Source organism: Nonomuraea sp. NPDC003201, assembly GCF_053590415.1.
In genome coordinates, this window is the sequence record NZ_JBSFTC010000076.1 from 16,848 (window position 1) to 39,576 (window position 22,729).

Below are 22,729 nucleotides of genomic sequence, written 5' to 3' on the forward strand. Positions count from 1 at the left end.
TCAGAGCAGCCCGGCGGCAGCCAGGAGCTTGCCGATCCGGCCTACCTCGTCGTCATTGAGCGGAACCTGCGGGAGCGCGGTGATCGGGCAGTCGATGACACCGCGTAGGTGAAGCGCCGCTTTGAAGGCTCCGAGGCCCGATGAGCTGCCGCCCATGCGTGAGCCGCCTACACGGACTATCTCGAACAGCCTGACCAGGCGCTCCTGCTCCGCCCTTGCCGCCTGCCAGTCGCCCCGGGAGGCACACTGGTAGAGCTCGACGTACCCCTGCGGGTCCACGTTGCCCAGCCCGGGCACCACGCCGTCCGCGCCCATCCACAGCGCCGAGTCCACGGTCACCTCGGACCCCGTGAGCACGCTGAAGGGCGCCTCGCGGCCCAGGATGACCTGGCGCAGGCCGCCGTCGTCGCCGCTGGAGTCCTTCACTCCGGCCAGCGCCCCCTCGGCGGCCAGCCCGAGCAGGAGTTCGGCACTCAGCTTGGTGTGCACGGAAACCGGCAGGTCGTACGCGTAAACGGGCAGCCCGCCCCGCGCGGCGATGGTCCGGAAATGGGTGCGGATCTCCTCCGGATGGGTACGCGTGTAGAACGGCGCGGTCGCCACCAGCCCCGACACCCCCGCCTCGGCCGCCACCCGCACGTGTTCGAGCACGCGTGGCGTCGTCATGTCGATCACCCCGGCCAGCACCGGCACCTGCCCGCCCACGTGGCCGACCACGGTGTCCAGCACCACCCGGCGCTGCGCGTCCGTCAGGTACGCCACCTCCGACGACGACCCCAGCACGAACAGCGCGTCCACGCCCCCTGCCAGCAGGTGGTCGACCAACCGGACCAGCGAGGCGGCGTCCACCTCGTAGTCAGGGGTCAACGGGGTGCAAACCGGGGGAATGACGCCGGTCAAAGTCATGCGCGCTCCTGGATCAGCTCTACATCAGTTGCTCCCGCCGCCACCGGGTGGTGGCAGTGGAAGAGGTGGTCGCCTTCGGTCCGCGCCGCGGGCCGGTCCTCCGCACGGAGGTGGTCGCCTTCGGTCCGCGCCGCCGGCCAGTCCTCCGCACAAAGGTGGTCTGCCCGCCAGCACCGGGTGCGGAACGGGCAGCCGCTCGGCGGTCTGGTGGCGGAGGGCACCACGCCCACGAGCGGGATCGGGTTGATCGGCGAGATCAGGCCCGGGGTCGCAGAGAACAGGGCCCGCGTGTACGGGTGGCGGGCGCCCATCGGCACGGCCCGCGCGGGCGCCTGCTCGACGATCCTGCCGAGGTACATGGTGACCACGCGGTCGCTCATCCTGCGTACCGTCTGGATGTCGTGCGAGACGAACACCAGCGCGAGTCCGAGCCGTTCCTTCAGGTCGAGCAGCAGGTTGAGGATCTGGGCGCGGACCGACACGTCGAGCGCGCTGGTGGGCTCGTCGGCCACGACCAGGTCGGGTTCGAGCGCGAGCGCCCTGGCCACGGCCACGCGCTGGCGCTGCCCGCCGGAGAGCTGGCTGGGCAGCGCGTCGGCGGCGCCGGCGGGCAGGCCCACCAGGTCGAGCAGTTCGCGTACGCGGGCGTCGCGCTGGGCGGGGGTGCCGCGGCGGTGCACGTTGAGCGGGTCGCGCAGCACCTGCCTGACGGGCAGGCGCCGGTTGAGCGCCGTGGACGGGTCCTGGAAGATCATCCCGACGCTGGAGCCGATCAGCGCGCGCCGCTCGCCCTCCTTCAGCGCCCAGAGGTCCTTGCCGCGGAAGGTCACGCTGCCCTGGGTGGGCTGTTGCAGGCCGACCAGCACCCTGGCCAGCGTGGACTTGCCGCAGCCCGACTCCCCCACGACCCCGACCGTCTCGCCGGCGCTCACCGTGAGGTTCGCCGCGGTCAGCGCGTGGACGCGGTCCCGCGAGAACAGGCCGCCCGAGCGGGCCTTGTGCACGACGTGCACGTCCTTCAGCTCAAGCATGCTGCTCACTTCCTACGAGCGCCGGATGATGGCAGGCCACCGCGTGCGTGGTGTCCCCCGTCAGCACCGGAGCCTCAGTACGGCACACGTCCGTGGCCATGGGGCACCGGTCGGCGAACCGGCAGCCGGGCGGGAAGTCGGCCGGGGCGGGCACCACGCCGGGGATCTGCGTGAGCCGCTCGGCCCCCGACTCCAGCGACAGCACCGAGCCCAGCAGGCCGCGGGCGTAGTGGTGGGCGGGCGCGCCGACCAGGGTCGCCGTGGCGCCGGTCTCGACGATCTGGCCGCCGTACATGACGACCACGCGGTCGGTGACGTCGGCGACCAGCGCGAGGTCGTGCGAGACGAGGATCAGCGCGAACCCCAGCTCCTCGCGCAGCTTCAGCAGCAGCTCGATGACCTGCGCCTGGACGGTGACGTCGAGCGCGGTGGTGGGCTCGTCGGCGACGATCAGCTTCGGGTCGCGCGACAGCGCCATCGCGATCAGCACCCGCTGCCGCTGGCCGCCCGACAGCTCGTGCGGGTAGGCGGACAGGGTGCGGCGGGCGTCGAGGCCGACGAGTTCGAGCAGTTCGGCGGGGGTGCGCCGGCCGCCGCGGCGGGTGAGCTGCTTGATCTGGGCCTTGATGGTCATGGCCGGGTTCAGGGACGAGAGGGCGTCCTGGTAGATCATCGCCATCTCGTGGCCGAGCAGGCGGCGGCGGGCGCGGCGCGACTCCGAGAGCAGTTCGCGCTGGTCGAAGCGGACGTGGCCGCTGACGCGGGCGTTGCGCGGCTGCAGGCCCATGATGGTCAGCGCGGTCAGCGACTTGCCGCAGCCCGACTCGCCGACCAGGCCGAGCACCTCGCCCGGGCGCACCTCGAAGCCGATGCCGTCCACGATGTCCACACCGTCCGCGAACCCGATCCGTAGCCGTTCCACCGAGAGGATCGGCGGCCCCTGCGGGAGCGGGCGGGCGCGTTCGGCCAGCCTGCGGGCGGCCTCGGCCAGCCCGGGGAGCTCGACGACCTCGCCGGAGCCGGGCCTGGCCCGCTCGAACGCGTCGTCCTTCTTCACGAGCTGATCTATTGGGGCCCTGCGGGCGGCGGGCGCGGCCCAGGCGTCGGAGATGCCCTCCGAGAGGATGTTGAGCGCGAGCACGGTCAGCAGGATCAGCAGGCCGGGGAAGACGGTGGCCCACCAGCCGCCGAGCAGCACCATGTTCTTGCCGTCGGCGATGACGCTGCCCCAGGAGGGGTTCGGCGGGCGTACGCCGGCGCCGATGAACGACAGCGACGCCTCGAACACGATCGCGTCGGCCACCATCACCGTGCAGAAGACCAGCACGGGCGCGGCGCAGTTGATCGCGACGTGCTTGACGACGATGTACGGCGTGCGTGCCCCGATGATCCGCTCGGCCGCCACGTAGTCCTCGCCGTACTGGGCGATCACGTTGGCCCGCACGACCCTGGCCACGGACGGCATGTAGAGGAAGGCCATGGCCATGACCAGCACCAGGATGCTGCCGCCGAACACCGCCACCAGCACCGCCGCCAGCGCGATGCCGGGGAAGGCCATGACGACGTCGAGCACGCGCATGATGGTCTCGTCCACGGCCCGGCGCGAGGTGGCCGCGATCGCGCCGACGACCGCCCCGGCCACCAGGGCGAGCGCGGTCGCGCCGAGGCCGATGATCAGCGACCAGCGGGCCCCGTACAGGAGCCTGGACAGGATGTCGCGGTTGGCGCTGTCGAGGCCCATCCAGTGCGCGGCCGACGGGCCGCCGCCGGTGGCCTCCTGGAAGTACGGCGAGTTCGGCGCGATCCACGGCGCCAGCAGCGCGGCCAGCACGACCACGGCCACGATGCCGACCGCCACCCACGACAGGGGCTTGAGGCGGCGCAGGCCCACGCCCGGCCCCTTCTTCGGCACGGAGAGCCGTTCCGTCAGTCCACGTCTCATGCGGCGCTCCTGAGGCGGGGGTTGACCAGCAGGTAGAGGACGTCCACGACCAGGTTGACGACCATGAAGCCGACCGCGATGGTCAGCACCACGCCCTGGACGACGGCCGGATCGCCGTCGCGCACAGCGTTGATCATGAGCTGGCCCATGCCGGGCAGGCCGTAGATGGTCTCGATGACGACGGTGCCGCCGATCAGGTAGCCGATGCGCAGGCCGAGCACGGTCAGCGGGGTGATCAGGGCGTTGCGCAGCACGTTCTTGCCGACGACCACGATCGGCGGCAGGCCGCTGCCGATCGCGGTGCGTACGTAGTCGCGATCCAGCTCCTCCACCATCGAGGTGCGGATGATGCGGGTGAGCTGGGCGGCGATCGGCAGCGACAGCGACAGCGCGGGCAGCGTCATCGACTGCAGCCAGCCCGCCGTGGAGTCGGCCGGGTTGATGTAGCCGCCCGTCGGGAGCAGGCCCTCGCCGACGGCCAGGTACTGGATCATCAGCAGCGCCAGCCAGAACGACGGCGCCGCCACCCCGACCAGCGACACCACGCGGATCACCTGGTCCGGCCAGCGGTCGCGGTACAGCGCCGCGGTGACGCCGAACACCAGCGACAGCACCACCGCGACGGCCAGGCCCAGGAACGTGAGCTGCAGGGTCAGCGGCAGCGCGGTCGCGATGGACTCCACCACCGGCTTCTTGGTGAGCACGCTGGTGCCCATGTCGCCCTGGGCCAGGTCCGCGACGAAGCGGACATAGCGCAGGGGCAACGGGTCCAGCAGGCCGTTCTCGAGCTGGAACTGGTGGATCTGCTCGGGGGTCGGGTTCGCGCCCTGGAAGTACGCGTACTCCGGCTTGCTGTTGGAGAAGCGCATCACGATGAAGACGAACGCGACCACGCCGAGCAGCAGCGGGATCAGCATGAGGAGCCGCCGGAGCAGCATCCTGGCGACGAGCGTCATGTCCTCTTGGCCTGCAGCAGGTTGATGCCGGGGTAGGGCTGGGCGCGGATGCCGGACAGCTTCTTCGGGTCCCAGGCGGTCATCAGCTCATTGTGGACGACGGGGTAGAGGATGGCCTGCTCAGCCACAAAGTCCAGATATTTGTGGATAACTTCGGTCCGCTTGGTCTTGTCGGTTTCCTTGCTGGCCTCGTCCATCATCGCGAACAGCTTCTTGGCGTCCGCGGTGCCGTCCCAGTGGCTGTACTTCATCCACAGGCCGCCGGGCACGTAGTTGTAGTGCAGGATCAGGTCGGCGTCCATGCCGAACTGGTTGGGGTTCGAGGCGGCGGCGACCACCTGGTAGTCCTGGAACTGGTCCATCTTGGCGAACAACGCGGCCGTGTCCTGCGGCTCCAGCGTGGTCTTGATGCCGATGGCCTCCCAGGAGGCGGCGATGGTGGGCAGGCAGTCCGCGATCCAGCTCACGTTCACGGCCATGAGGTTGATCGTGAGGTTCTTGACCCCGGCCTCCGCCAGCAGCGCCTTGGCCTTCTCGGGGTCGTAGTCGTAGACGACCGAGGCCCGCTTGTAGGTGGGGTTGCCCTCGTTGAGGAAGGAGCTGGAGGCCGTGCCGTGGCCCTTGAGCGCCACGTCGATCATCTTCTGCTTGTCGATCGCGTAGTGCAGGGCCTGGCGCACCCGTACGTCGTCGAAGGGCTTGGCGCCCGTGTTGAACATCAGGAACATGTGGTTCATGCCCTTGCCGCCCTCGACCGTCAGGCCCTGCTGCTTGAGCTGCTCGACGTTGGCGTACGGGATGTTGTCGGCGATCTGCGCCTCGGCCGAGCCGCCGGAGATCTTGGCCACGCGGGCGGCGGCGTCCACGATCGTCAGCCAGTTCATCTTCTTGGCCGTGGCCGGACGCGGCCCGTTGTAGCCGTCGAACGCCTCGAAGGTGGTGTTGGACTTGGGGTTGTGCGCGGTCTGCTTGTACGGCCCCGAGCCCATCGTCATGCCGCTCTTGGCCTTGTCCCACGCGCCCGCCTGGCTGAACACGTGCTTCGGCATGATCTTGGCGATGGTCAGCCTGGGCGCGGCGTCGGGGAAGGGGAACTTGAAGACCAGCTCGACGTTCTTGTCATCGACCTTCTTCACCTCCTGGAGCCAGGACTTGAAGAAGTTGCCGGTCAGGACGTTGTCGGGGCCCAGGATCCGCTCGAAGGTGAAGACCACGTCGTCGGCGGTGACCGGCTGGCCGTCGTGCCACTTGGCGCCGTCCCTGAGCGTGAACTTCCAGGAGGTCGCGTTCAGGTCGGTGGGCAGGGCGGTGGCCAGGGCCGGGTAGGGCTCGCGCGTGATCGGGTCGGTGTCGAGCAGCCCCTCGTAGATGTGGCTGATCCCCGCCATCGCGAACGCCGACGCGGTCTGCGTCGGATCCCAGCTCTGGTCGTTGCCGTACCCGATGACGGCGGTGATCAGATCCTTGTTGGATCCGGCGCCGACCGATCCGGTCGAGGCCGGACCGCCGGAACACGCGGAGAGCGTCGCCGCGACGAACGCTGCCGCACCCGTAGCCCCGCTGTAACGCAGAAAGTCGCGGCGGCTGAACTCAGAGCTCACGGAATCCTCCTGGGACGTAGCACGTGGGACATCCCATGTCCTATCTTTGCCGTAACGTGGACGCTAGATGGTGCCACCGCTTGAGGTCAACAGAAGATTTCCGGAATGTTACATCGGGCGAAAGGAATTTTCATGACCGCAGTCCCGCGTCCGGCGCGGCCGAGCCGTGCCGTCGAGGCCCAGGAGGGCGTCAAGGACCTGATCGTCCGGCGTGGACTGGTGGCCGGGGACCCCCTGCCGACCGAGTCGGAGCTCATGGAGGAGCTGCGGGTCAGCCGCAACTCGGTCAGGGAGGCGCTCAAGGCCCTGCAGGCGGTCGGCATCGTGGACATCCGCCACGGCTTCGGCATGTTCGTGGGCCGGATGTCGCTGGCGGGGCTGGTGGACGAGCTGACCTTCCACAGCCGCATCACGCTGCAGAACGGCAAGAACCACCTGGCCAACCTGATCGAGATCCGGGAGATCCTGGAGAGCGGTCTCGTCGAGCGCCTCATCGAGCTGGGCCCCGAGGTCGACCTGACGCCGGTCGCCGACGTCATCGCCAGGATGGAGGCCGAGGCGCCGATCGGGCCGGTCTCCCCCGAGACCGACCGCATCTTCCACGACCTCCTCTACCGCCCGCTCGGCAACCCGCTGGTGAGCCAGCTCCTGGGAGCGTTCTGGGACGTCTACTACCAGCTGCGCGACGAGCTCGGCGCGCCCGACGAGCCGCCGGGCGACGTGGTCAGGCGCCATCGCGACATCTACACGGCCGTGCTGGCCGGCGACCGGGACGCGGCCGTGGCCGCCGTACACGCCCATTTCGAGGGGGTACGCAACCGCGTGGCCAGGATCGGCGGCTAGTACGCGCTGAGCCGCTCCACGCGGGGATGCCAGCGCGTGCGCCACTCCCCGAACCACCCGGCGAACCAGGGGTGGGCGCCGGCCAGCGGCATGATGTAGGCCACGGTCTCCAGGTAGTAGCGCCGCTGGAACCGCCACGGCATCCGCTGCAGCTCCTGCACGTTGCTCACCCGGTCGGCCAGCTTCACGAACACCGCGTGCAGCGGCGCCTGCACGAGGGTGCTCAGGTAGTCGACCTTCGCGACCCCGCGCGGCTTGGTCACCCACCGCACGAGCTCGGCCACGCCGGCGCCGTACCTGCGCGCGATGTCCGCCTCGGTGCACGGCGTGTCCTCCAGCACGTCGTGCAGCACGATCGCCACGAGCACGTCCCGGTCGGTCAGCTCGGCGCCGACCACGGCCACCTCCAGCGCCTCGAGCAGATGCTCCACGTACGGGCGCCCGGTCGGCCGCTGCTGCACCCCGTGCTGAGCGCGGGCGAACTCCACCGCGTCGCGCAGGGAATCCGTGGTCCCCGGCGGGAGCGCCTCGCTCAGGGGGCCTTCCGCCTGCGCCCAGGACGACCAGCTCGTGAAGATCTCCATCCCGCTCCTCTCGTCCCGCGTGTCCTAGGCTGAGAATATGGCCGAGATCGCCGTCGCCGACGGCTCGTGGACGTTCAACGGCGAGTTCCTGCGCATCGTCCCCGGAAGCGACAAGGGCGTGCACGAGCTGCGCAGGACGCTGGGCGAAGTCGTGGTGCCGCTGGAGGCGATCGCGAGCATGGCGTTCGAGCCGTCGCGCAAGGGCGGCCACGTGCGGATGCGGCTGCGCAAGGGGGCCGACCCGCTCTCCGACGCGGTCGCGGGGCTGCTCGGCCCGCCCGCCGACCCGTACCGGCTGACCGTCCCCAAGAGCCGCGCGGGCGCGGCCGAATACTTCGCCGACGAGGTCCGCGACACCCTGCTCGTCTACCAGACGCCCACCGCCGCCTGCGAGGACTACCTCCTGGCCGCGCCCTCCGTGCCCATCTCGGCCACGGCGGGCGACGGCACCGCGCTCTTCGACGGGGAGCGGGTGCGGCTGGAGTGGACCGGGTTCGCGAGCACGGAGAAGGAGAAGGCCGGGCCGCAGGAGTTCCCGCTGTCGGACGTGGCCGGCGTGGAGTGGAAGCCGCAGTCCGGCATGGGTTACGGCACGCTGCGGTTCCGCGTCAAGGGTGAGGGTGCCGCGCAGCCGCCGCAGAAGGACCTCCACTGCGTGTCGTGGGGCATCCAGCGCTTCGGCGGGACCACCGCCCTGGTCGCCGCGGCCGTGCTGGCCCGGCTTCCGAGGGAGGCCGAGCTGCCGCCGCCTCCCCCGCCCGTCTCCGACGACGTGCACGACGCGGTCCTGCGCCGCCTGGGGGAGCTCGGGGAGCTGCACCGGTCCGGGGTGCTGACCGACGAGGAGTTCGCGGCGGCCAAGCAGGCCATGATCCGCCGCCTTCAGGAGACGTGACCCCCGCCCGATCAGGGCAGAATGTGGCCAGATGCCCAGGATGGAGAACCTAGCGTGACCCATGACGAAGAGAAACTCCTGCGCCGCGCCATCGAACTGGCCGCGGAGGCCCGTGCCGGCGGCAACCCGCCGTTCGGCTCGCTGCTGGCGGGCCCGGACGGCTCGATTCTGGTCGAGGAGCGCAACAGCTCGCTCACCGACCGCGACATCACCGCGCACCCGGAGCTGAAGCTGGCCCGCTGGGCCGCCCGCGAGCTCGACCCCGCGGCCGCGGCCAGGACCACGATGTACACCAGTTGCCAGCCGTGCGGGATGTGCGCGGGGGCCATCGCCCGTTCGGGCCTGGGCCGCGTCGTCTACGCGCTGTCCGGCGATCAGCTCAACGGCCTCAAGCCGCCGGGCAGCGCCTTCGTGGACCCGCCCGTCGAAGGCCCGGCCCTGTACGACGAGGCGCGCGTACCCGTCGAGGGCTATTACGTCTGACCCTTCCCGCGACGAGCGGCCTGCCGGGACGCGACCGGCCTCCGCGGTGTGACCGCGGAGCCGGGCGCCCCGGCCGGTGCGCCTCAGAGGCCGCGCAGGCGGGCCACGCCGTCGCGGCGGGCCTGGTCGGCCACCGCCGCGGCGACCGCGGGCACCACCCGGGGGTCGAACGGCTCCGGGATGATCCGCTCCGCCGACAGCTCCTCCTCGATCACGCTCGACAGGGCGTGCGCGGCGGCCATCTTCATGTTCTCGGTGATCTCCACGGCCCGCGCCGACAGGGCGCCCCTGAACACGCCGGGGAAGGCGAGCACGTTGTTGATCTGGTTGGGGAAGTCGCTGCGCCCGGTGGCCACGATGGCGGCGTGCTCCAGCGCGATCCCCGGGTGGATCTCCGGCTCGGGGTTGGACAGGGCGAACACGATGGAGCCCGGCGCCATCGACGCGATGGCCCGCTCGCTGATCGTCGAGCCCGACAGGCCGATGAAGACGTCCGCCCCGGCCATGGCCTCCTCGGTCGTGCCGGTGTGGCCCGACTGGTTCGTGCAGGTCGCGATCAGGGCCTTGTACGTGTTGAGGTCGCCGCGGCCCTGGTGGATCACACCCTTGCTGTCGGACACGATGACCTCGGAGATGCCGGCCTTGAGCAGCATGCTCGTGACCGCGAGCCCGGAGGCGCCCGCGCCGGCCACGACGGCCCGCAGGTCCCACAGCCGCCGCCCGGTCAGCCGGGCCGCGTTACGCAGCGCGGCCAGCACCACGATCGCCGTGCCGTGCTGGTCGTCGTGGAAGACCGGGATGCCCAGCCGCTCCTTGAGCCGGCGCTCCACCTCGAAGCAGCGCGGGGCGCTGATGTCCTCGAGGTTGATGCCGCCGAAGGACGGGGCCATCCGGGCGATCGTCTCCACCAGCTCGTCGACGTCCGTGCAGTCCAGGCAGATGGGCACGGAGTCCACTCCGCCGAACTGCTTGAACAGCAGCGACTTGCCCTCCATGACCGGCATGGCCGCGGTGGGGCCGATGTCGCCGAGCCCGAGCACGGCGGTGCCGTCGGTGACCACGGCGACCACGTTGGACCGCCAGGTGTAGTCGTCGGCCAGCTCCGGCCGCTCGGCGATGGCCGTGCACACGCGGGCCACCCCCGGCGTGTACGCGAGCGACAGGTCGCCGGCGTCGCGCACCGGCACCGACGGGCGCGTCTCCAATTTGCCGCCCTCGTGCAGGCGGAAAGCCGGATCCTGGTCGAGAAGCGTGGCGAGGCTGATGGCCGGCGCGGTGATTTCGGTCGTCATCCGGAGCTCCTAGAACCGCAGCATCCGGCCGGACGGGGTGCGTAAGTCAGGCACCTCGTTCCGCACCGTGGTACGCGCCGGGCGCGCCTTTTTGAGCTGTGCACGTTTCATGACGTCCATGCCTTTCTGCGCGGCCCCGTCCGCTACGTCGATGTGATTAACAACACAGCTCGAGTGTCACACGGGCGGCCATTCCCGGTTACCCCACGTCCCCCCTATATCGGAGCCTCCCCCTGGTAAGAGGTACGAGGCAGTAGGGGTTGTCCGGGATAGGGGTCGGTCGGGAAATTCGAAGGACAGATACCTGCGAAAGGACAACGATGACGGTCCTGACCGCTTTTCCCACGGAAGCACCACTCGATCCGCGGACGCCATCGGCACGCCTCTCGCGGCTCCTGGATCCCGGCTCCATGGTGCCGATGCCCGGCGACGAAGAGAGCGGCGTGCAGGCCGTACACGGTCTGATCGACGGCTCGCCGGTCATCGCCTACTGCACGGACGCGACGCGCATGGGCGGCGCGCTGGGCTGGGCAGGCGCGAATCGCATCGTCGAGGCCATCCAGCTGGCCGTCCGGCGGCGCTGCCCGGTGATCGGCCTGTGGCATTCCGGCGGCGCCCGGCTGGCCGACGGCGTGGAGTCGATGGACGGCGTCGGCCGCATGTTCGCCGCCATGACCGCGGCCTCCGGCCTGATCCCGCAGATCTCGGTGGTCCTCGGACCGGCCGCGGGCGCGGCCGCCTACGGGCCCGCGCTGACCGACGTGATCATCATGTCGGACGTCGCGCGGGTCTTCATCACCGGCCCCGACGTCGTCCGCAGCGTCACCGGCGAGGAGATCGACATGGCGGGCCTGGGCGGCCCGGAGGCGCACGGCCCCAAATCGGGGGTCGCACACATCACGGTCGACTCCGAGCAGGCGGCCTACGACCGGGCCCGCCTGCTGACGGGGTTCTTCACCCGGCCCGGCCGGTTCGACTTCGCCGCGCTGAGCGAGCCGCGCGACCTGCGGGCCCTCCTCCCCGAGCAGCCGCGCCGCGCCTACGACGTCCGGCCGGTCCTCCGCGAGCTCCTGGACCCGGAGTTCCTGGAGTTCCAGCCCCGCTGGGCCCCCAACATGGTGATCGGGCTCGGCCGGCTGGGCGGGCGGGCCGTGGGCGTGATCGCCAACAACCCGCTGCGCAAGGGCGGCTGCCTCGACTCGCTCTCGGCGGAGAAGGCCTCGCGTTTCGTGCGGATGTGCGACTCGCTCGGCGTCCCGCTCGTGGTCGTGGTCGACGTGCCCGGCTACCTGCCCGGCGTCCAGCAGGAGTGGGGCGGCGTGGTCAGGCGGGGCGCCAAGCTCCTGCACGCCTTCGCCGAGTCGGTCGTCCCCCGCGTCACGCTCATCACCCGCAAGTCGTACGGCGGCGCCTACATCGCCATGAACTCCAGGTCGCTGGGCGCGACCGCGGTGTACGCCTGGCCCGACGCGGAGGTGGCGGTCATGGGGGCCGAGGCGGCGGTCGGCATCCTGCACCGCAAGCGGCTGGCCGCGGTGCCCGAGTCCGAGCAGGCGGACCTGCACGCGCGACTGGTGGAAGAGCATCGGCGGACGGCCGGCGGGGTCGAGCGGGCGATGTCGCTCGGCGTGGTCGACGCGGTCGTCTCGCCTCTCGAGACCCGGCTCCGGCTGGCGGAAGCACTGGCATCGGCACCGCAGGACCGCGGCTGCCACTCCAATATCCCGCTCTGAATCGAGGAGACCATGTCGAACATCAAGGTAATGCTCGTCGGCGGACCGAACCACCTCCCTGCCGAGCAGCGGATCGTTACCCTCGCGAAGTTCTGCGAGAAGATCAAACTGCCTTTCGGCAGCGGATACGAGCACTTTCTCCACAATGGCGAGCGCACGCGCGTGGACGGGCAGGAGGTGCCCGCTTACCACTGGATCATGCGGACGGCCATTGCCGAGTGACAGGTGACCGCCTAAGGGTTCGCTAGGGGTGGGAAAACAGCCGGACCGGCGATTCAATATGAGTAGTCGAGTTTGCCGGATGTTTATCCCGCCGGAGAGGTGAGGCATTGATCTAGACGGCACTTCCCCTTTTGCGAAGCCCCCAGCAGAACGAGAGCCACCGCCCTGAATCAAATGGACGGTGGCTCTCGTTCTTGCTTTTCACGTAAAAACGCCGCGACGGCCGCCTTTCGGCGGCCGTCGGCGTGTCCTCCGGCATCAGCTGGCGTTCGCGAGCGTGACCCCCGTCCGTCCGCTCCGCCTGGCGGCCGAGCCGACCGCGGCGAGGGTCGCGTCGACCACGTTGGTGTCCACGCCCACGCCCCAGACCGTCGTACCGTCCACCTTGCACTCGGCGTAGACCGTCGTCTTCATGCTCGTGACGCGCTCGGTGCCGTCGGCCCGGTGCACCGCCCGCACGTCGACGCCCCAGGGCGCCATCGTGACGCCGATGGCCCGCACGGCCTGCTCCTGCTGGCCGTCCATGTGGAGCGTCGCGGTGATCCGGTCGCCCCGCCCCAGGGTGTCGGTCCGGGCCTGGCCGGTGAGGTACTCCTGCTCGAACAGCGCCCAGATCTCGTCGGGCGTCAGCTCGCTGCCCCGTGCCTCCGCCCGGGCCTGGACCAGCCCGGCGAACTCCCGCTGCAGCTCGCGGGGCAGCCGCATCCCGTGCCAGGCGCTCATGACGTACGCGATGCCGCCCTTGCCCGACTGGCTGTTGATCCGCACGATCGCCTCGTACGTGCGCCCGACGTCCTTGGGGTCCACCGGCAGGTACGGCATGCTCCACGGCATCTCGTCGACCTCGACGCCGCTCTCGCCGGCGGCCCGCTCCAGGTCGTCGAAGCCCTTCTTGATCGCGTCCTGGTGCGAGCCGGAGAAGGCGGTGTACACGAGCTCGCCGCCGTAAGGGTGCCGGGGGTGCACGGGGATCTCGTTGCAGAGCTCGACCGTGTCGCGGATCCGGTCGATGTCGGAGAAGTCGATCCCCGGGTCCACCCCGTGGGTGAACATGTTCATGCCGAGCGTCACCAGGCAGACGTTGCCCGCCCGCTCGCCGTTGCCGAACAGGCACCCCTCGATGCGCTCGGCCCCGGCCAGCAGCGCCAGCTCGGACGCGGCCACCCCCGTGCCGCGGTCGTTGTGCGGGTGGATGGACAGGCAGACGTGCTCCCTGCGGGAGAGGTTGCGGTCCAGCCATTCGATCTGGTCGGCGAACACCGAGGGCAGGGAGCGCTCGACGGTGGTGGGGAAGTTCAGGATGATCGGGCGGCCGGGGCCGGTCTCCCACACGTCCATGACCGCCTCGCAGACCTCGAGGGCGAAGTCCGCCTCGGTCTCGTTGAACAGCTCGGGCGAGTACTGGTAGCGCAGGTCGCAGTCCGCCAGGTCCCGCTCGGCGTACTTCATCATCAGCCGGGTGCCCTGCACGGCCAGGTCCTTGCACTGGGCCCGGTCCATGTTGAACACCACGCGCCGGAACAGCGGCGCGGTCGCGTTGTAGAGGTGGAAGGTGGCGCGGGGGGCGCCGGCCAGCGCGGAGACCGAGCGCTCGATCAGCTCGTCCCGCGCCGGTACGAGCACCGAGATCCATACGTCGTCCGGGATGCGGTCCTGCTCGATGAGCATCCGCACGAAGTCGTAGTCGTCCTGGCTGGCCACGGGGAATCCGACTTCGATCTCCTTGTAGCCGAGGTCGACGAGCAGCTCGAACATCCGCAGCTTCCGCGCCGGCGACATCGGGTTGGCCAGCGACTGGTTTCCGTCGCGGAGGTCCGTCGACAGCCAGCGGGGCGCCGCCACGATCCTCTTGTCCGGCCAGGTCCGGTCGGGCAGGGCCAGCGGGGTGAAGTTCGAATAGCGCTCGACGGGACGGGTCGGGGCCATCGTGAATCTCCTTCGCAGGTCTCATGGTGTGGCTCTAGGAGATCTCCGCACTCAACGTACAAGCGGCGACGGGCCCGCGAACAGGTCGGGGATCATGAGAGTGCCGGTCCTGACCAAGGGATTCCGCAGGGGTATCGAGAGTGCGCGCCCCCGGTATCTTTCGACGCACCCCCCTTCTCCGGCCCCTGCCGGCCCTGCACACTCCGATCATGGCGACTATCGAACCGGCGATCCGGCGAGGCGGTCTGTGTTTCGCGGAGGCGCGGCCTACGGTGCAGTTCATCTTCCTGCTGCGCTTCCTCACCGGCACGGCGCTGTGCGCCTCGGTCGCCGGCGACGACGGGCACCTGGGCAGAACGGTCTGGGGCGCCGCGGCATGGGTGATGATGATCTTCGCCGTCTACCTCTTCAACGGCGTCATGGACGTGCCGGAGGACCGGCTCAACGGCTCACGCAGGCCCATCGTCCGCGGCGACCTGCCGCCGGGCTTCGCCAGCGCGGTCGCGATCGGCGCGGCCCTGCTGTCGCTCGCGGCCGGCTTCGCGCTCGCCCCGCTGATGGGCGGCATGCTCGCCGTCGTGCTGACGCTCGGCTACCTCTACTCGGGCCCGCCGTTCCCGCTCAAGCGCAGCTCGGGCGGCACGGTCCTGACCGGAGGCGTGGCCACCCTGCTCACCTACTACGGGGGCGCCTTCTCCTACGCGAGCGAGATCAGGAGCTCGCTGATGCTGGTCGTCTTCGTGCTCGCCGCGTCGCTGTGGACCGCTCTCGTGGGCTCGACGACCAAGGACCTGCCCGACATCGAGGGCGACGCCCGCGCCGGGCGGATGACCTTCGCGGTCATGCACGGCGAGCGCGTCCTGCGGCTGACGATCTGCTGCACGGCGATCGGGCTGGCGCTGGCCTTCGCCGCGGCCGTCCTGCTGCTGAGGCTCCCGCTGTGGCCGTCCGCGCTCGCCATGATCGGCGGGGCGCTGGTCATCACGGTCCTGTGCTTCAAGGGCCGCCGCCGCGAGCCGTACGGCGCCTTCATGGCCACCCAGTACGCGCTGCACGGCCTGGCGATCCTGCCGCTCTTCCTCATCTGACAGGCGGACCGGCCGATCAGACCGCGCAGTCCGCGCCGGTCGAGCCGGGCGGGAAGGCCTCCTCCACCCGCCGGCACACCGTCTCGGTCAGCAGGAGCCTGACCGAACCCACGTTCATCTCCAGGTGGACCGGATCACGCGTGCTGGGCACCGGCACCACGTCCGGCCCCCGCGACAGCAACCAGGCCAGGGCCAGGCGGCCCGTGCTGACGTCCATGTTCGCCGCCTCGGCCTGCAGCCGCCGGAGCATCGCGCCGTTGCGCGGGAGGTTGTGCGACGAGAACCGGGGATCCGCCCGGCGAGGGTCGGCCGGGCCGAGCCGCGAGGGCGACAGGCTACGCCCGGTCAGGAAGCCGCGGCCCAGTGGCCGGCCGGCCAGCACGCCGATCCCGAGCTCGCGCGCCACCGGCAGCTGGTCGAGCTCGACCGTACGGTGCCAAAGGGAGTATTCCATCGCCAGGGCGGCCACCGGATGGACCGCGTGCGCCCGGCGGAGCTCGTCCCCCGTCACCCCCGACAGGCCGACGTGGCGGGCCTTGCCCGCGGTCACCAGGTCCGCCAGCTGGTGGGCGGTCTCCTCGACCGGCACGGACGGCTCCTCGTGGCCCGCGATGTAGAGGTCGACGTAGTCGACGCCCAGGCGCTTCAGCGAGGCGTCGCACGACTGCGCCAGCTCGCCGCAGCCGGTGCCGCGCCGGACGGTCCGCGTCGCCAGGAGCACGTCGTCGCGCCAGGGCCGGACGGCCTCGCCGACGAGCCGCTCCACCTCCCCGTCGGCCTGGTCGTCGGACATGTCGAGCAGCGTCACGCCCACGTCGAGAACGTAGTGGATCAACGCCAGGGACTCCGAGCGGTCCACGTCGCCGTACACACCTGAGAGGGCCAGACACCCGAAGCCCAGACACGAGGTGATCAGCCCCGCATCGCCCAGCCTTCTGCTGTCCACGACACTCCCCTCCATTTGGCCGTCACGTTATACATACGATCTGCGGGCCGCGATTGTGCCACAACCCCTATCCCCCCTGTGGGCGGATGAATAAGGGGAGAATCTTTCCCGTTTAAGCCGCCTGACACAGAACGCAACGACCAGTTATACACCCAGTTAATGGAGCTGCCCACCGCGCGGACTCCGCGCGGTGGGCAGGATCTGGGAGGGGTTAGCGGACGGTCGGGCTCAGCTCCAGATCGGTAGGAAGATCCGATCTCTGAGTGATTCCGAGCTTGCGATAGATGCGCGTCAGGTGCTGTTCCACCGTGCTCACCGTGATGAACAGCTTGGCCGCGATCTCCCGGTTGGTGTAGCCGACCGAGGCCAGGCCGGCGACCCGGCGCTCGGCGTCGCTGAGGATCGCCACGACCTTGCTGATCTCCGCGTTCTGCCCGTCGCCGGCGGAGGAGCCGTCACCGGCCAGCGCCTGGCTCAGCGGCTGGGCGCCGCACTCCTGCGCGAGGATGCGCGTACGGCTGGCGATGATCCCCGCCCTGCGGAACTCCCCGACGCTGTGGAACGCCTCGGTGAGCTCGAACAGCGACCGGGCCAGCTCGTAGCGGTCGCCGCAGGCCTGCAGCCGGTCCGTGGACTGCCGCAGCAGCATGGGCCGGTGCCGGAGCTCGCTCGTGGCGGCCATCAGGCGCAGCGCGATCCCTTGCGTACGGGAGGCCATGGGGCCGCAGCGCGACAGCTGCTCCTCGACCAGGGAACGGGCCTCGTCGTGCTCGCCCATCCGGATGAGCGCCTCGGCCGCGTCGGCACGCCAGGCGATGAAGCCCGGCGTGTCCATCTCCCACTCGCCCATGAGCTCGCCGCAGAAGCGGAAGTCCCGCAGCGCCGCCGCCGGATGGTCCACGGCCAGGTGGTAGCGCCCGCGGGCGTGCAGGTAGTGCAGCCCGAAGCGGGTGCGCAGCATGGCCTCCGGGACAGCGGTGTTGACCTGGGCGAGCGCCTGGTCGTACTGCCCCATGGCCGTGCTGGCCAGCATCAGGTTGGCCAGCGGGGAACCCACGGTCACGCCCCAGCTGGCCGGCGGGATGAGCTCCAGGGCCAGGCGCGCGGACGAGGCCGCGGTCTCCAGGTCGCCGCGCCGCATGGCGATCTCGGCGCGGATCGCGGTGAGCCGGGCCCGGCGGGCCGGCGCGCTGCGGGACTGCGCCTCCTCGATGAAGGCGTCGCACCACGGCGCCGCCTTGTCCGGCCAGCCGCCGTAGGTGAGCGCGAGCAGCGAGCTCTCCACCGTGTCCATGGACATCTCGTCCAGGCGGGAGCTGTGCAGGATCCGCTCCACCGTGGCCAGGGTGCGCTCGCGGGGACCGCGGGTGAGCACCGAGGTCAGAGCGTTGATCGCCTCCAGCCTACGGCTCACCCGCACCGGTAGGACGGCGTCCTTGTTCTGCTCGGTGGTCGCCCGGTTGACGTGGGCGAGCAACGGCGGCGCCGAGGCGCGCAGCCACAACCGGGTGCCGACGAGCTCGGCCACGGTCTGCGGCTCGGTGTCGCCGCTCTCCTTCAGGTGTTCGAGCACCTGGCAGGCGTCGTCCACCTTGCCGTGCCAGAGCAGCGCCCTGGCCAGGACGACCGCGTCGCTGCCGCGCAGGGTGCCGTTGTGCAGGGCGTCGGTCAGCTCGGCGATGTGCTCGGCCGGGGTGCTGGGGTTGATGCGCCACTCCGCGCGCATCAGGAGCGTGGCGATGGTCGTACGCCGCCGCTCGTCCGTGCAGCAGCGCCAGGCGAGCTTGAGATAGTCGACCGCCTCGTCCACGAACCCGTCGTCCAGCCGGTGCAGCGCCGCGGCCTCCAGCACGGGGACGGCCCACGGCAGGTCGGTGGCGTCGGCGCCGACCAGGTGCTCGGCTATCGCGACATCGTCGGCCGCCTCCAGGTGCAGCAGCTCGGCGGCCCTGCGGTGCACGCTGCGCCGCAGCTCGTCGCCCAGCTCGGCCAGCACCGTCTGCCTGGCGATCTCGGCCCGGTAGTGGCCCGACTCCAGCAGGCCGGCGGTCTCCAGCCAGCGGGTGGCCTGGGCGACCGTCGTGCCGTCCGCGTCGACCAGGCGCTGCAGGAGTTCCGGGTCGTCCAGCACCGCGAGCCAGCCGGCGACCTGCAGGAGCGCGGGGTCGGCCCGGTGCAGGCAGGACAGCACCGCCTCGCCGTAACGCTCGGCGGGGGCGCCGCCGCTCGTCCCGAAGTCCTCGATCAGGCCCCTGAGCAGGAGCGGGTTGCCGCCGCTCAGCGCGTACCAGTCCGGGGCCACGGCTTCGGCCGCCGCCTCGCCCAGGTGCTCGGCCGCCATGCTCACCACCGCGTCGTACGACAGCGGGGCCAGCCTCACGGCCGTGCAGTGCGGCTGGCGCAGCATCTCGGTGGCGAAGAAGCCGTGGGTGTGCGGCCGGTAGTCGGTCTGGCCGAACACCGCCATGAGCGGGGAGTATCTGGCCCTGCGGACGAGGTAGGACAGGCAGAGCAGCGAGGCCCTGTCGGCGAGGTGGACGTCGTCGACGACGATCACCAGCGGGTGGCGCTCGGCGAGCGAGAGCAGCACCGCGGACAACGAGTGGACGATCTGGGCGTCCACCTGTTCAAAGCTCTCCCCCTTCGCGGGGGAGGCCATCTGCGCGCCCTCCCGCAGCAGGTCCGCCGCGAGCGCGCGTACGTCTTCCTGTAGCGGCGCGTTCTGGAAGAGCTGGCCGAGCACGCCCAGCGGCAGGTCGCTCTCCGCCCGGGTGGCGGTGGCCACCAGCGGCAGCGCGCCGTGCTCCAGAGCCTGCTCGGCGAAGGCGTGCAGGAGCTCGCTCTTGCCCGTCGCAACGACTCCCGTCACCATTGCGACCCGGCCCTTGCCGCCCACGGCCTCGGCGAGGAGACCTTGCATGGAGGCCATGGCGGTGTCTCTTTCGTACAGCCCCATGTTGGACACCCCTTTTAGAAAGGCAATTTCCGGCCGGAAGGGGTTCTGAGGTCCAAGGAGCCATTAAGCTCTTTTTTCGGCTTCGAATTCACGATCCGTCGGACTTGCCGCATGACCCTCAACCTCTTCCGTATCCGGTTATGGGTTGACGGTCATCACGTTAGGTGTCAGTTCGGGGTGCCCACAATATGGCTTATCCTTAATAACGCCCGCCGCTCCACACGGACCAGTCCGTCTCCAACTTTCGGACCAACGGGTGGTCCGAGTCGATCGGCCGGGCGGTCGACTCGGTGCGGCGCCTCGGTGCGGCACCAGGCCCTGGGCCACCGTCCGTGGCCCCGCGGCCCAGGGGTGGGCTGGGGGCCCGGCGAAGCGCTTGAATCATTTATTACCCACGCGTCAACATTGCCCAGCAGCGCCAATGCGAGCCGTGCTCATGTCGATCTGGGCCTTACCGACCGCGGCGGCTTCACATCTCACAAACGACTCCTATTGGACGGTGAGCACAAGATCGACCCCGCCTCCCCGACCCTGGAGGCCCCCCGCCGAGCCGCCACAAGATAGGGCACCCTAAGTCACGAAATATTGACATTCCTACGTCGCAGGCGTTCCCACTGGTCACAGGGCTCGCGGGCCCGGAACGCAGCCCGCGGAGCATCGGGGCCTATGTTCATACAGTTGCCTACTCATCAGTGTTGACCCAAGATGTAAGCATTCGTGCATTTCCAAGGGGACATGGTGGGAGAAATTGCGCAAAGGGGCGAGCATGATGCCACGGGGACGGCGAATCTTATCGAGGAGTGTCGAGCCGACATACTGAGCAAGTACGAGCAGGGACTGGCCTCGATCGGCAGCGTACTGATCAGGGATCAGCACACGAAAGCCCAGGTCATGGCTAACGCGGGCGAGATCCTGACGGAGATGGCCGGCACGCTGCGAGCAGGCCGCTTACTCGACGACGAGACGTCCCGTTTCCTGTCCTGGGACATCGGCGTGTCCAGAGCGTCCGCCGGTATCCACCCGAGAGAATCCCTCCTGGCCGCGTCGGTCTTCTTCCGCGCCGCATTCACTACTCTCAGTCACCGACTTCAGGACGACACCCAGGCCGCCCGACTGCTCAGGCTTGTGGTGACGGCTCTCGAACAGAGCATCTCCCTGCGCATCAGGGAGGCCTCCAGCAGCTACACCGGGTTCTTGCTGAACCAGGTGACCGAGGCGCAGATGGCCGAGCGCCGCCGGATCGCCAGGGAGTTACACGACCGCATCGGCCACAGCCTCAGCGTCGCCCAGCGCCAGCTGGAGCTGTCGAACCTCTACCGGCCGTCCGAGCCGGCCAAGGCGCTGGCCAAGCTGGAAATGGCGCAGCAGGCCATCCAGGAGACGATGTGCAGCCTGCGCCAGGTGACCTCCGACCTCCACCCTCCCGACGGGAGAACCCTGGAGAAGGGACTGCTCGGCTATCTGGACGTGATCGGGACCGACGACGTACAGGTCGAGCTCGTCGTCAACGGCGACCAGAGCTGGGCGCCCCCGATCGTCAGCGAGGAGTGCCTGCTCATCCTGCGCGAAGCGGCCCGCAACGCGCTCACCCACGGAGACCCTTCGACCATCTTCATCAGGATCGACGTCGCGCCGCACGAGCTGATCGCCTCCGTGATCGACGACGGCTGCGGCTTCGACCCGAGTCAGCAGGCGCCCAAGGGCAGCCTGGGCCTGTCCTCCATCCGGGAACGCACCCAGCTGCTCGGCGGCACGGTCAACATCGTGAGCGAGCCCGGCAAGGGGGCGAGGGTCGACCTCGCGGTGCCCATCCAGAGGCGACCCGATGATCAGGAGTGAGCAACCGACCACAGTGGCCATCGTGGACGACCACGCGCTCTTCCGCGAGGGCCTCAGGGAGATCCTGGAGTCTCAGGAGGGGCTGGTCGTGGTGGGCGAGGCCGGCACCTCCAGCGGCGCGCTCAAGATGGTGGCCGACAAGAAGCCGGACATTCTCCTGCTCGACGTGGAGATCCCCGGTGACTCCGCCACCGACACCGTGACCCGCCTGCGCATCCAGTCACCGAACACGCAGATCATCATCCTGAGCATGTACGACGGACCGCAGCTGCTGCACCGGCTCCTGGCCGCCGGCATCCGCGGATACCTGCTGAAGAGCGTCCACTGGCACGAGCTGGTGTCGGCCATCCGCAGCGTGCACGACGAGCCGGAACGGGTCGTGCTCGCCGTCTCCCGCGAGAGCCTCGCCCAGATGGAGAGCTCACCGTCCGAGGTGCTGACGAGCAAGGAGCGGGAGGTCCTCGAGCTGGCCGCGCAGGCGCTCAGCAACCGGCAGATCGCCGCCCGCATCAACACCACGGAAGCCACGGTGAAGCGCCACCTGCGCAACATCTTCGTCAAGCTCGGGGCCGCCTCGCGCATCGACGCCGTCAACCGGGCGATCGACGCCTCACTGATCACACCATCACGGACACGATCCGACAATTAACCCTAAATCGCCATATATCTGGATAAATCAGACCCCCTTCCCGGGGTAGGTTCACCCCGCAACCGTCTCCGGAGAGCCCGAGAAGAAGCGCCCGAACATTTTCTTCCGCGAAGGCCCTGCCTAGCGTGGAATTGTGAACACCAATGCATTCATCGGGAGCATCCTCCCGCCGTGGGTGGTGGCGGTCGACACGTTCGACGACCACGACGCGGTGCTCTTCCCTGGGGAAGAAGAGGTGATCAGCCGATCGGTGGAGAGCCGGCGCAAGGAGTTCGCCACGGCACGCATGTGCGCCAGGACCGCGATGGGGCTGCTCGGCCTGCCCGAGCAGCCCATCCTGCCCGGCGTGCGCGGCGAACCTCAATGGCCGACGGGCTTCGTGGGCAGCATCACCCACTGCGCCGGTTACCGCGGCGCCGTCCTCAGCCCCGGCACCGACACCATCACGATCGGCATCGACGCCGAACCCAACCAGCCGCTGTCGTACGGCGTCCTGGAAGCGGTCTCCCTGGCTGAGGAGCGTAAGTCGCTGAGCGCGCTCGCCGCCGACTACCCGGACGTCGCATGGGACCGCCTGCTGTTCTCGGCGAAGGAGTCGGTCTACAAGGCCTGGTTCCCGCTGGCGAAGCGGTGGCTCGACTTCGAGGACGCGATCCTCACCTTCAACCCGGTGCAGGGCACGTTCTCCGCCCGGCTCCTGGTGACCGGACCGCAGGTGGAGGGCCGGCAGCTGATGGGCTTCTCCGGCACGTGGAAGGCCCAGGACGGCCTCATCGTCACCGCCATCGTCAAGGCCTCCGGCCCCGGCGCCCGCCGCCACCGCGCGGCGCACAGGCG

General features: G+C 69.9%; 19 protein-coding genes. 9 read left to right on the top strand and 10 right to left on the bottom strand.

Translation table 11 applies throughout. The annotated features are described in order from the left end of the window. Genes ACWDX9_RS25660 through ACWDX9_RS25680 form a run of 5 tightly spaced genes read right to left on the bottom strand, consistent with a single transcriptional unit; the run spans position 1 to position 6,436 of the window. Complete coding sequence (locus tag ACWDX9_RS25660; RefSeq protein ID WP_449957993.1) at positions 1-906, bottom strand: dihydrodipicolinate synthase family protein; 906 nt, start codon at positions 904-906, stop codon at positions 1-3. After that, positions 903-1,937 (bottom strand): oligopeptide/dipeptide ABC transporter ATP-binding protein, encoded by a 1,035-nt coding sequence (locus tag ACWDX9_RS25665; RefSeq protein WP_449957995.1) that lies wholly within the window; start codon positions 1,935-1,937, stop codon positions 903-905. The genes ACWDX9_RS25660 and ACWDX9_RS25665 overlap by 4 nt, the downstream gene beginning before the upstream one ends. Beyond that, on the bottom strand, positions 1,930-3,879 hold the full coding sequence (locus ACWDX9_RS25670; RefSeq protein ID WP_449957997.1) for a dipeptide/oligopeptide/nickel ABC transporter permease/ATP-binding protein: 1,950 nt from the start codon (positions 3,877-3,879) through the stop codon (positions 1,930-1,932). The genes ACWDX9_RS25665 and ACWDX9_RS25670 overlap by 8 nt, the downstream gene beginning before the upstream one ends. Then, on the bottom strand, positions 3,876-4,835 hold the full coding sequence (locus ACWDX9_RS25675) for an ABC transporter permease (RefSeq protein WP_449957999.1): 960 nt from the start codon (positions 4,833-4,835) through the stop codon (positions 3,876-3,878). Before ACWDX9_RS25675 ends, ACWDX9_RS25670 begins: the two co-directional genes overlap by 4 nt. Beyond that, positions 4,832-6,436: an ABC transporter substrate-binding protein gene (locus ACWDX9_RS25680; protein WP_449958001.1), complete on the bottom strand. Its 1,605-nt coding sequence runs from the start codon at positions 6,434-6,436 to the stop codon at positions 4,832-4,834. The genes ACWDX9_RS25675 and ACWDX9_RS25680 overlap by 4 nt, the downstream gene beginning before the upstream one ends. A gap of 132 nt (positions 6,437-6,568) precedes the next feature. Between ACWDX9_RS25680 and ACWDX9_RS25685 the strand changes: the two genes are divergently transcribed. After that, positions 6,569-7,279 carry a FadR/GntR family transcriptional regulator gene (locus ACWDX9_RS25685; RefSeq protein WP_449958002.1) on the top strand — a complete coding sequence of 237 codons (711 nt, stop codon included), beginning with the start codon at positions 6,569-6,571 and terminating at the stop codon, positions 7,277-7,279. On the opposite strand, the gene ACWDX9_RS25690 is transcribed toward ACWDX9_RS25685, so the two are convergent. Next, positions 7,276-7,863: an HD domain-containing protein gene (locus ACWDX9_RS25690; RefSeq protein ID WP_449958004.1), complete on the bottom strand. Its 588-nt coding sequence runs from the start codon at positions 7,861-7,863 to the stop codon at positions 7,276-7,278. The genes ACWDX9_RS25685 and ACWDX9_RS25690 overlap by 4 nt on opposite strands. Before the next feature lie 37 nt (positions 7,864-7,900). Between ACWDX9_RS25690 and ACWDX9_RS25695 the strand changes: the two genes are divergently transcribed. Together ACWDX9_RS25695 and ACWDX9_RS25700 are read left to right on the top strand one after the other, a co-directional pair. Next, positions 7,901-8,758, top strand: a complete 858-nt coding sequence (locus ACWDX9_RS25695; RefSeq protein WP_449958006.1) for a DUF4429 domain-containing protein — start codon at positions 7,901-7,903, stop codon at positions 8,756-8,758. A gap of 54 nt (positions 8,759-8,812) precedes the next feature. Then, complete coding sequence (locus tag ACWDX9_RS25700; RefSeq protein WP_449958008.1) at positions 8,813-9,241, top strand: nucleoside deaminase; 429 nt, start codon at positions 8,813-8,815, stop codon at positions 9,239-9,241. A gap of 83 nt (positions 9,242-9,324) precedes the next feature. On the opposite strand, the gene ACWDX9_RS25705 is transcribed toward ACWDX9_RS25700, so the two are convergent. Continuing rightward, positions 9,325-10,533: an NAD(P)-dependent malic enzyme gene (locus tag ACWDX9_RS25705; protein ID WP_363979437.1), complete on the bottom strand. Its 1,209-nt coding sequence runs from the start codon at positions 10,531-10,533 to the stop codon at positions 9,325-9,327. 320 nt (positions 10,534-10,853) lie between these two features. On the opposite strand from ACWDX9_RS25705, the gene ACWDX9_RS25710 reads away from it, so the two are divergent. Together ACWDX9_RS25710 and ACWDX9_RS25715 are read left to right on the top strand one after the other, a co-directional pair. Further along, positions 10,854-12,266, top strand: a complete 1,413-nt coding sequence (locus tag ACWDX9_RS25710) for an acyl-CoA carboxylase subunit beta (protein ID WP_350728268.1) — start codon at positions 10,854-10,856, stop codon at positions 12,264-12,266. 12 nt (positions 12,267-12,278) lie between these two features. After that, positions 12,279-12,488, top strand: a complete 210-nt coding sequence (locus ACWDX9_RS25715) for a DUF5988 family protein (protein ID WP_350728269.1) — start codon at positions 12,279-12,281, stop codon at positions 12,486-12,488. 258 nt (positions 12,489-12,746) lie between these two features. Here ACWDX9_RS25715 and ACWDX9_RS25720 read toward each other — a convergent pair whose 3' ends face one another. Beyond that, positions 12,747-14,414: a 2-isopropylmalate synthase gene (locus ACWDX9_RS25720; RefSeq protein ID WP_449958011.1), complete on the bottom strand. Its 1,668-nt coding sequence runs from the start codon at positions 14,412-14,414 to the stop codon at positions 12,747-12,749. Positions 14,415-14,623: 209 nt separating this feature from the next. Between ACWDX9_RS25720 and ACWDX9_RS25725 the strand changes: the two genes are divergently transcribed. Further along, on the top strand, positions 14,624-15,502 hold the full coding sequence (locus ACWDX9_RS25725) for a UbiA family prenyltransferase (protein ID WP_364248238.1): 879 nt from the start codon (positions 14,624-14,626) through the stop codon (positions 15,500-15,502). Positions 15,503-15,518: 16 nt separating this feature from the next. On the opposite strand, the gene ACWDX9_RS25730 is transcribed toward ACWDX9_RS25725, so the two are convergent. Then, a complete protein-coding gene (locus ACWDX9_RS25730; RefSeq protein WP_449958013.1) occupies positions 15,519-16,448 on the bottom strand; it encodes an aldo/keto reductase in 930 nt (309 codons plus the stop codon). Between the two features lie 211 nt (positions 16,449-16,659). After that, positions 16,660-19,404: an AAA family ATPase gene (locus tag ACWDX9_RS25735; protein WP_449958015.1), complete on the bottom strand. Its 2,745-nt coding sequence runs from the start codon at positions 19,402-19,404 to the stop codon at positions 16,660-16,662. Between the two features lie 891 nt (positions 19,405-20,295). Between ACWDX9_RS25735 and ACWDX9_RS25740 the strand changes: the two genes are divergently transcribed. From ACWDX9_RS25740 to ACWDX9_RS25750, 3 genes are all read left to right on the top strand, one after another. Beyond that, positions 20,296-21,243: a sensor histidine kinase gene (locus tag ACWDX9_RS25740; protein WP_355199580.1), complete on the top strand. Its 948-nt coding sequence runs from the start codon at positions 20,296-20,298 to the stop codon at positions 21,241-21,243. Continuing rightward, entirely contained in the window at positions 21,230-21,892 is a 663-nt protein-coding gene (locus ACWDX9_RS25745) for a response regulator transcription factor (RefSeq protein ID WP_350728275.1), read from the top strand. The genes ACWDX9_RS25740 and ACWDX9_RS25745 overlap by 14 nt, the downstream gene beginning before the upstream one ends. Positions 21,893-22,025: 133 nt before the next feature. Beyond that, positions 22,026-22,729, top strand: a 704-nt coding sequence (locus tag ACWDX9_RS25750) for a 4'-phosphopantetheinyl transferase family protein (protein ID WP_449958018.1), incomplete at its 3' end; no start/stop codon positions are given.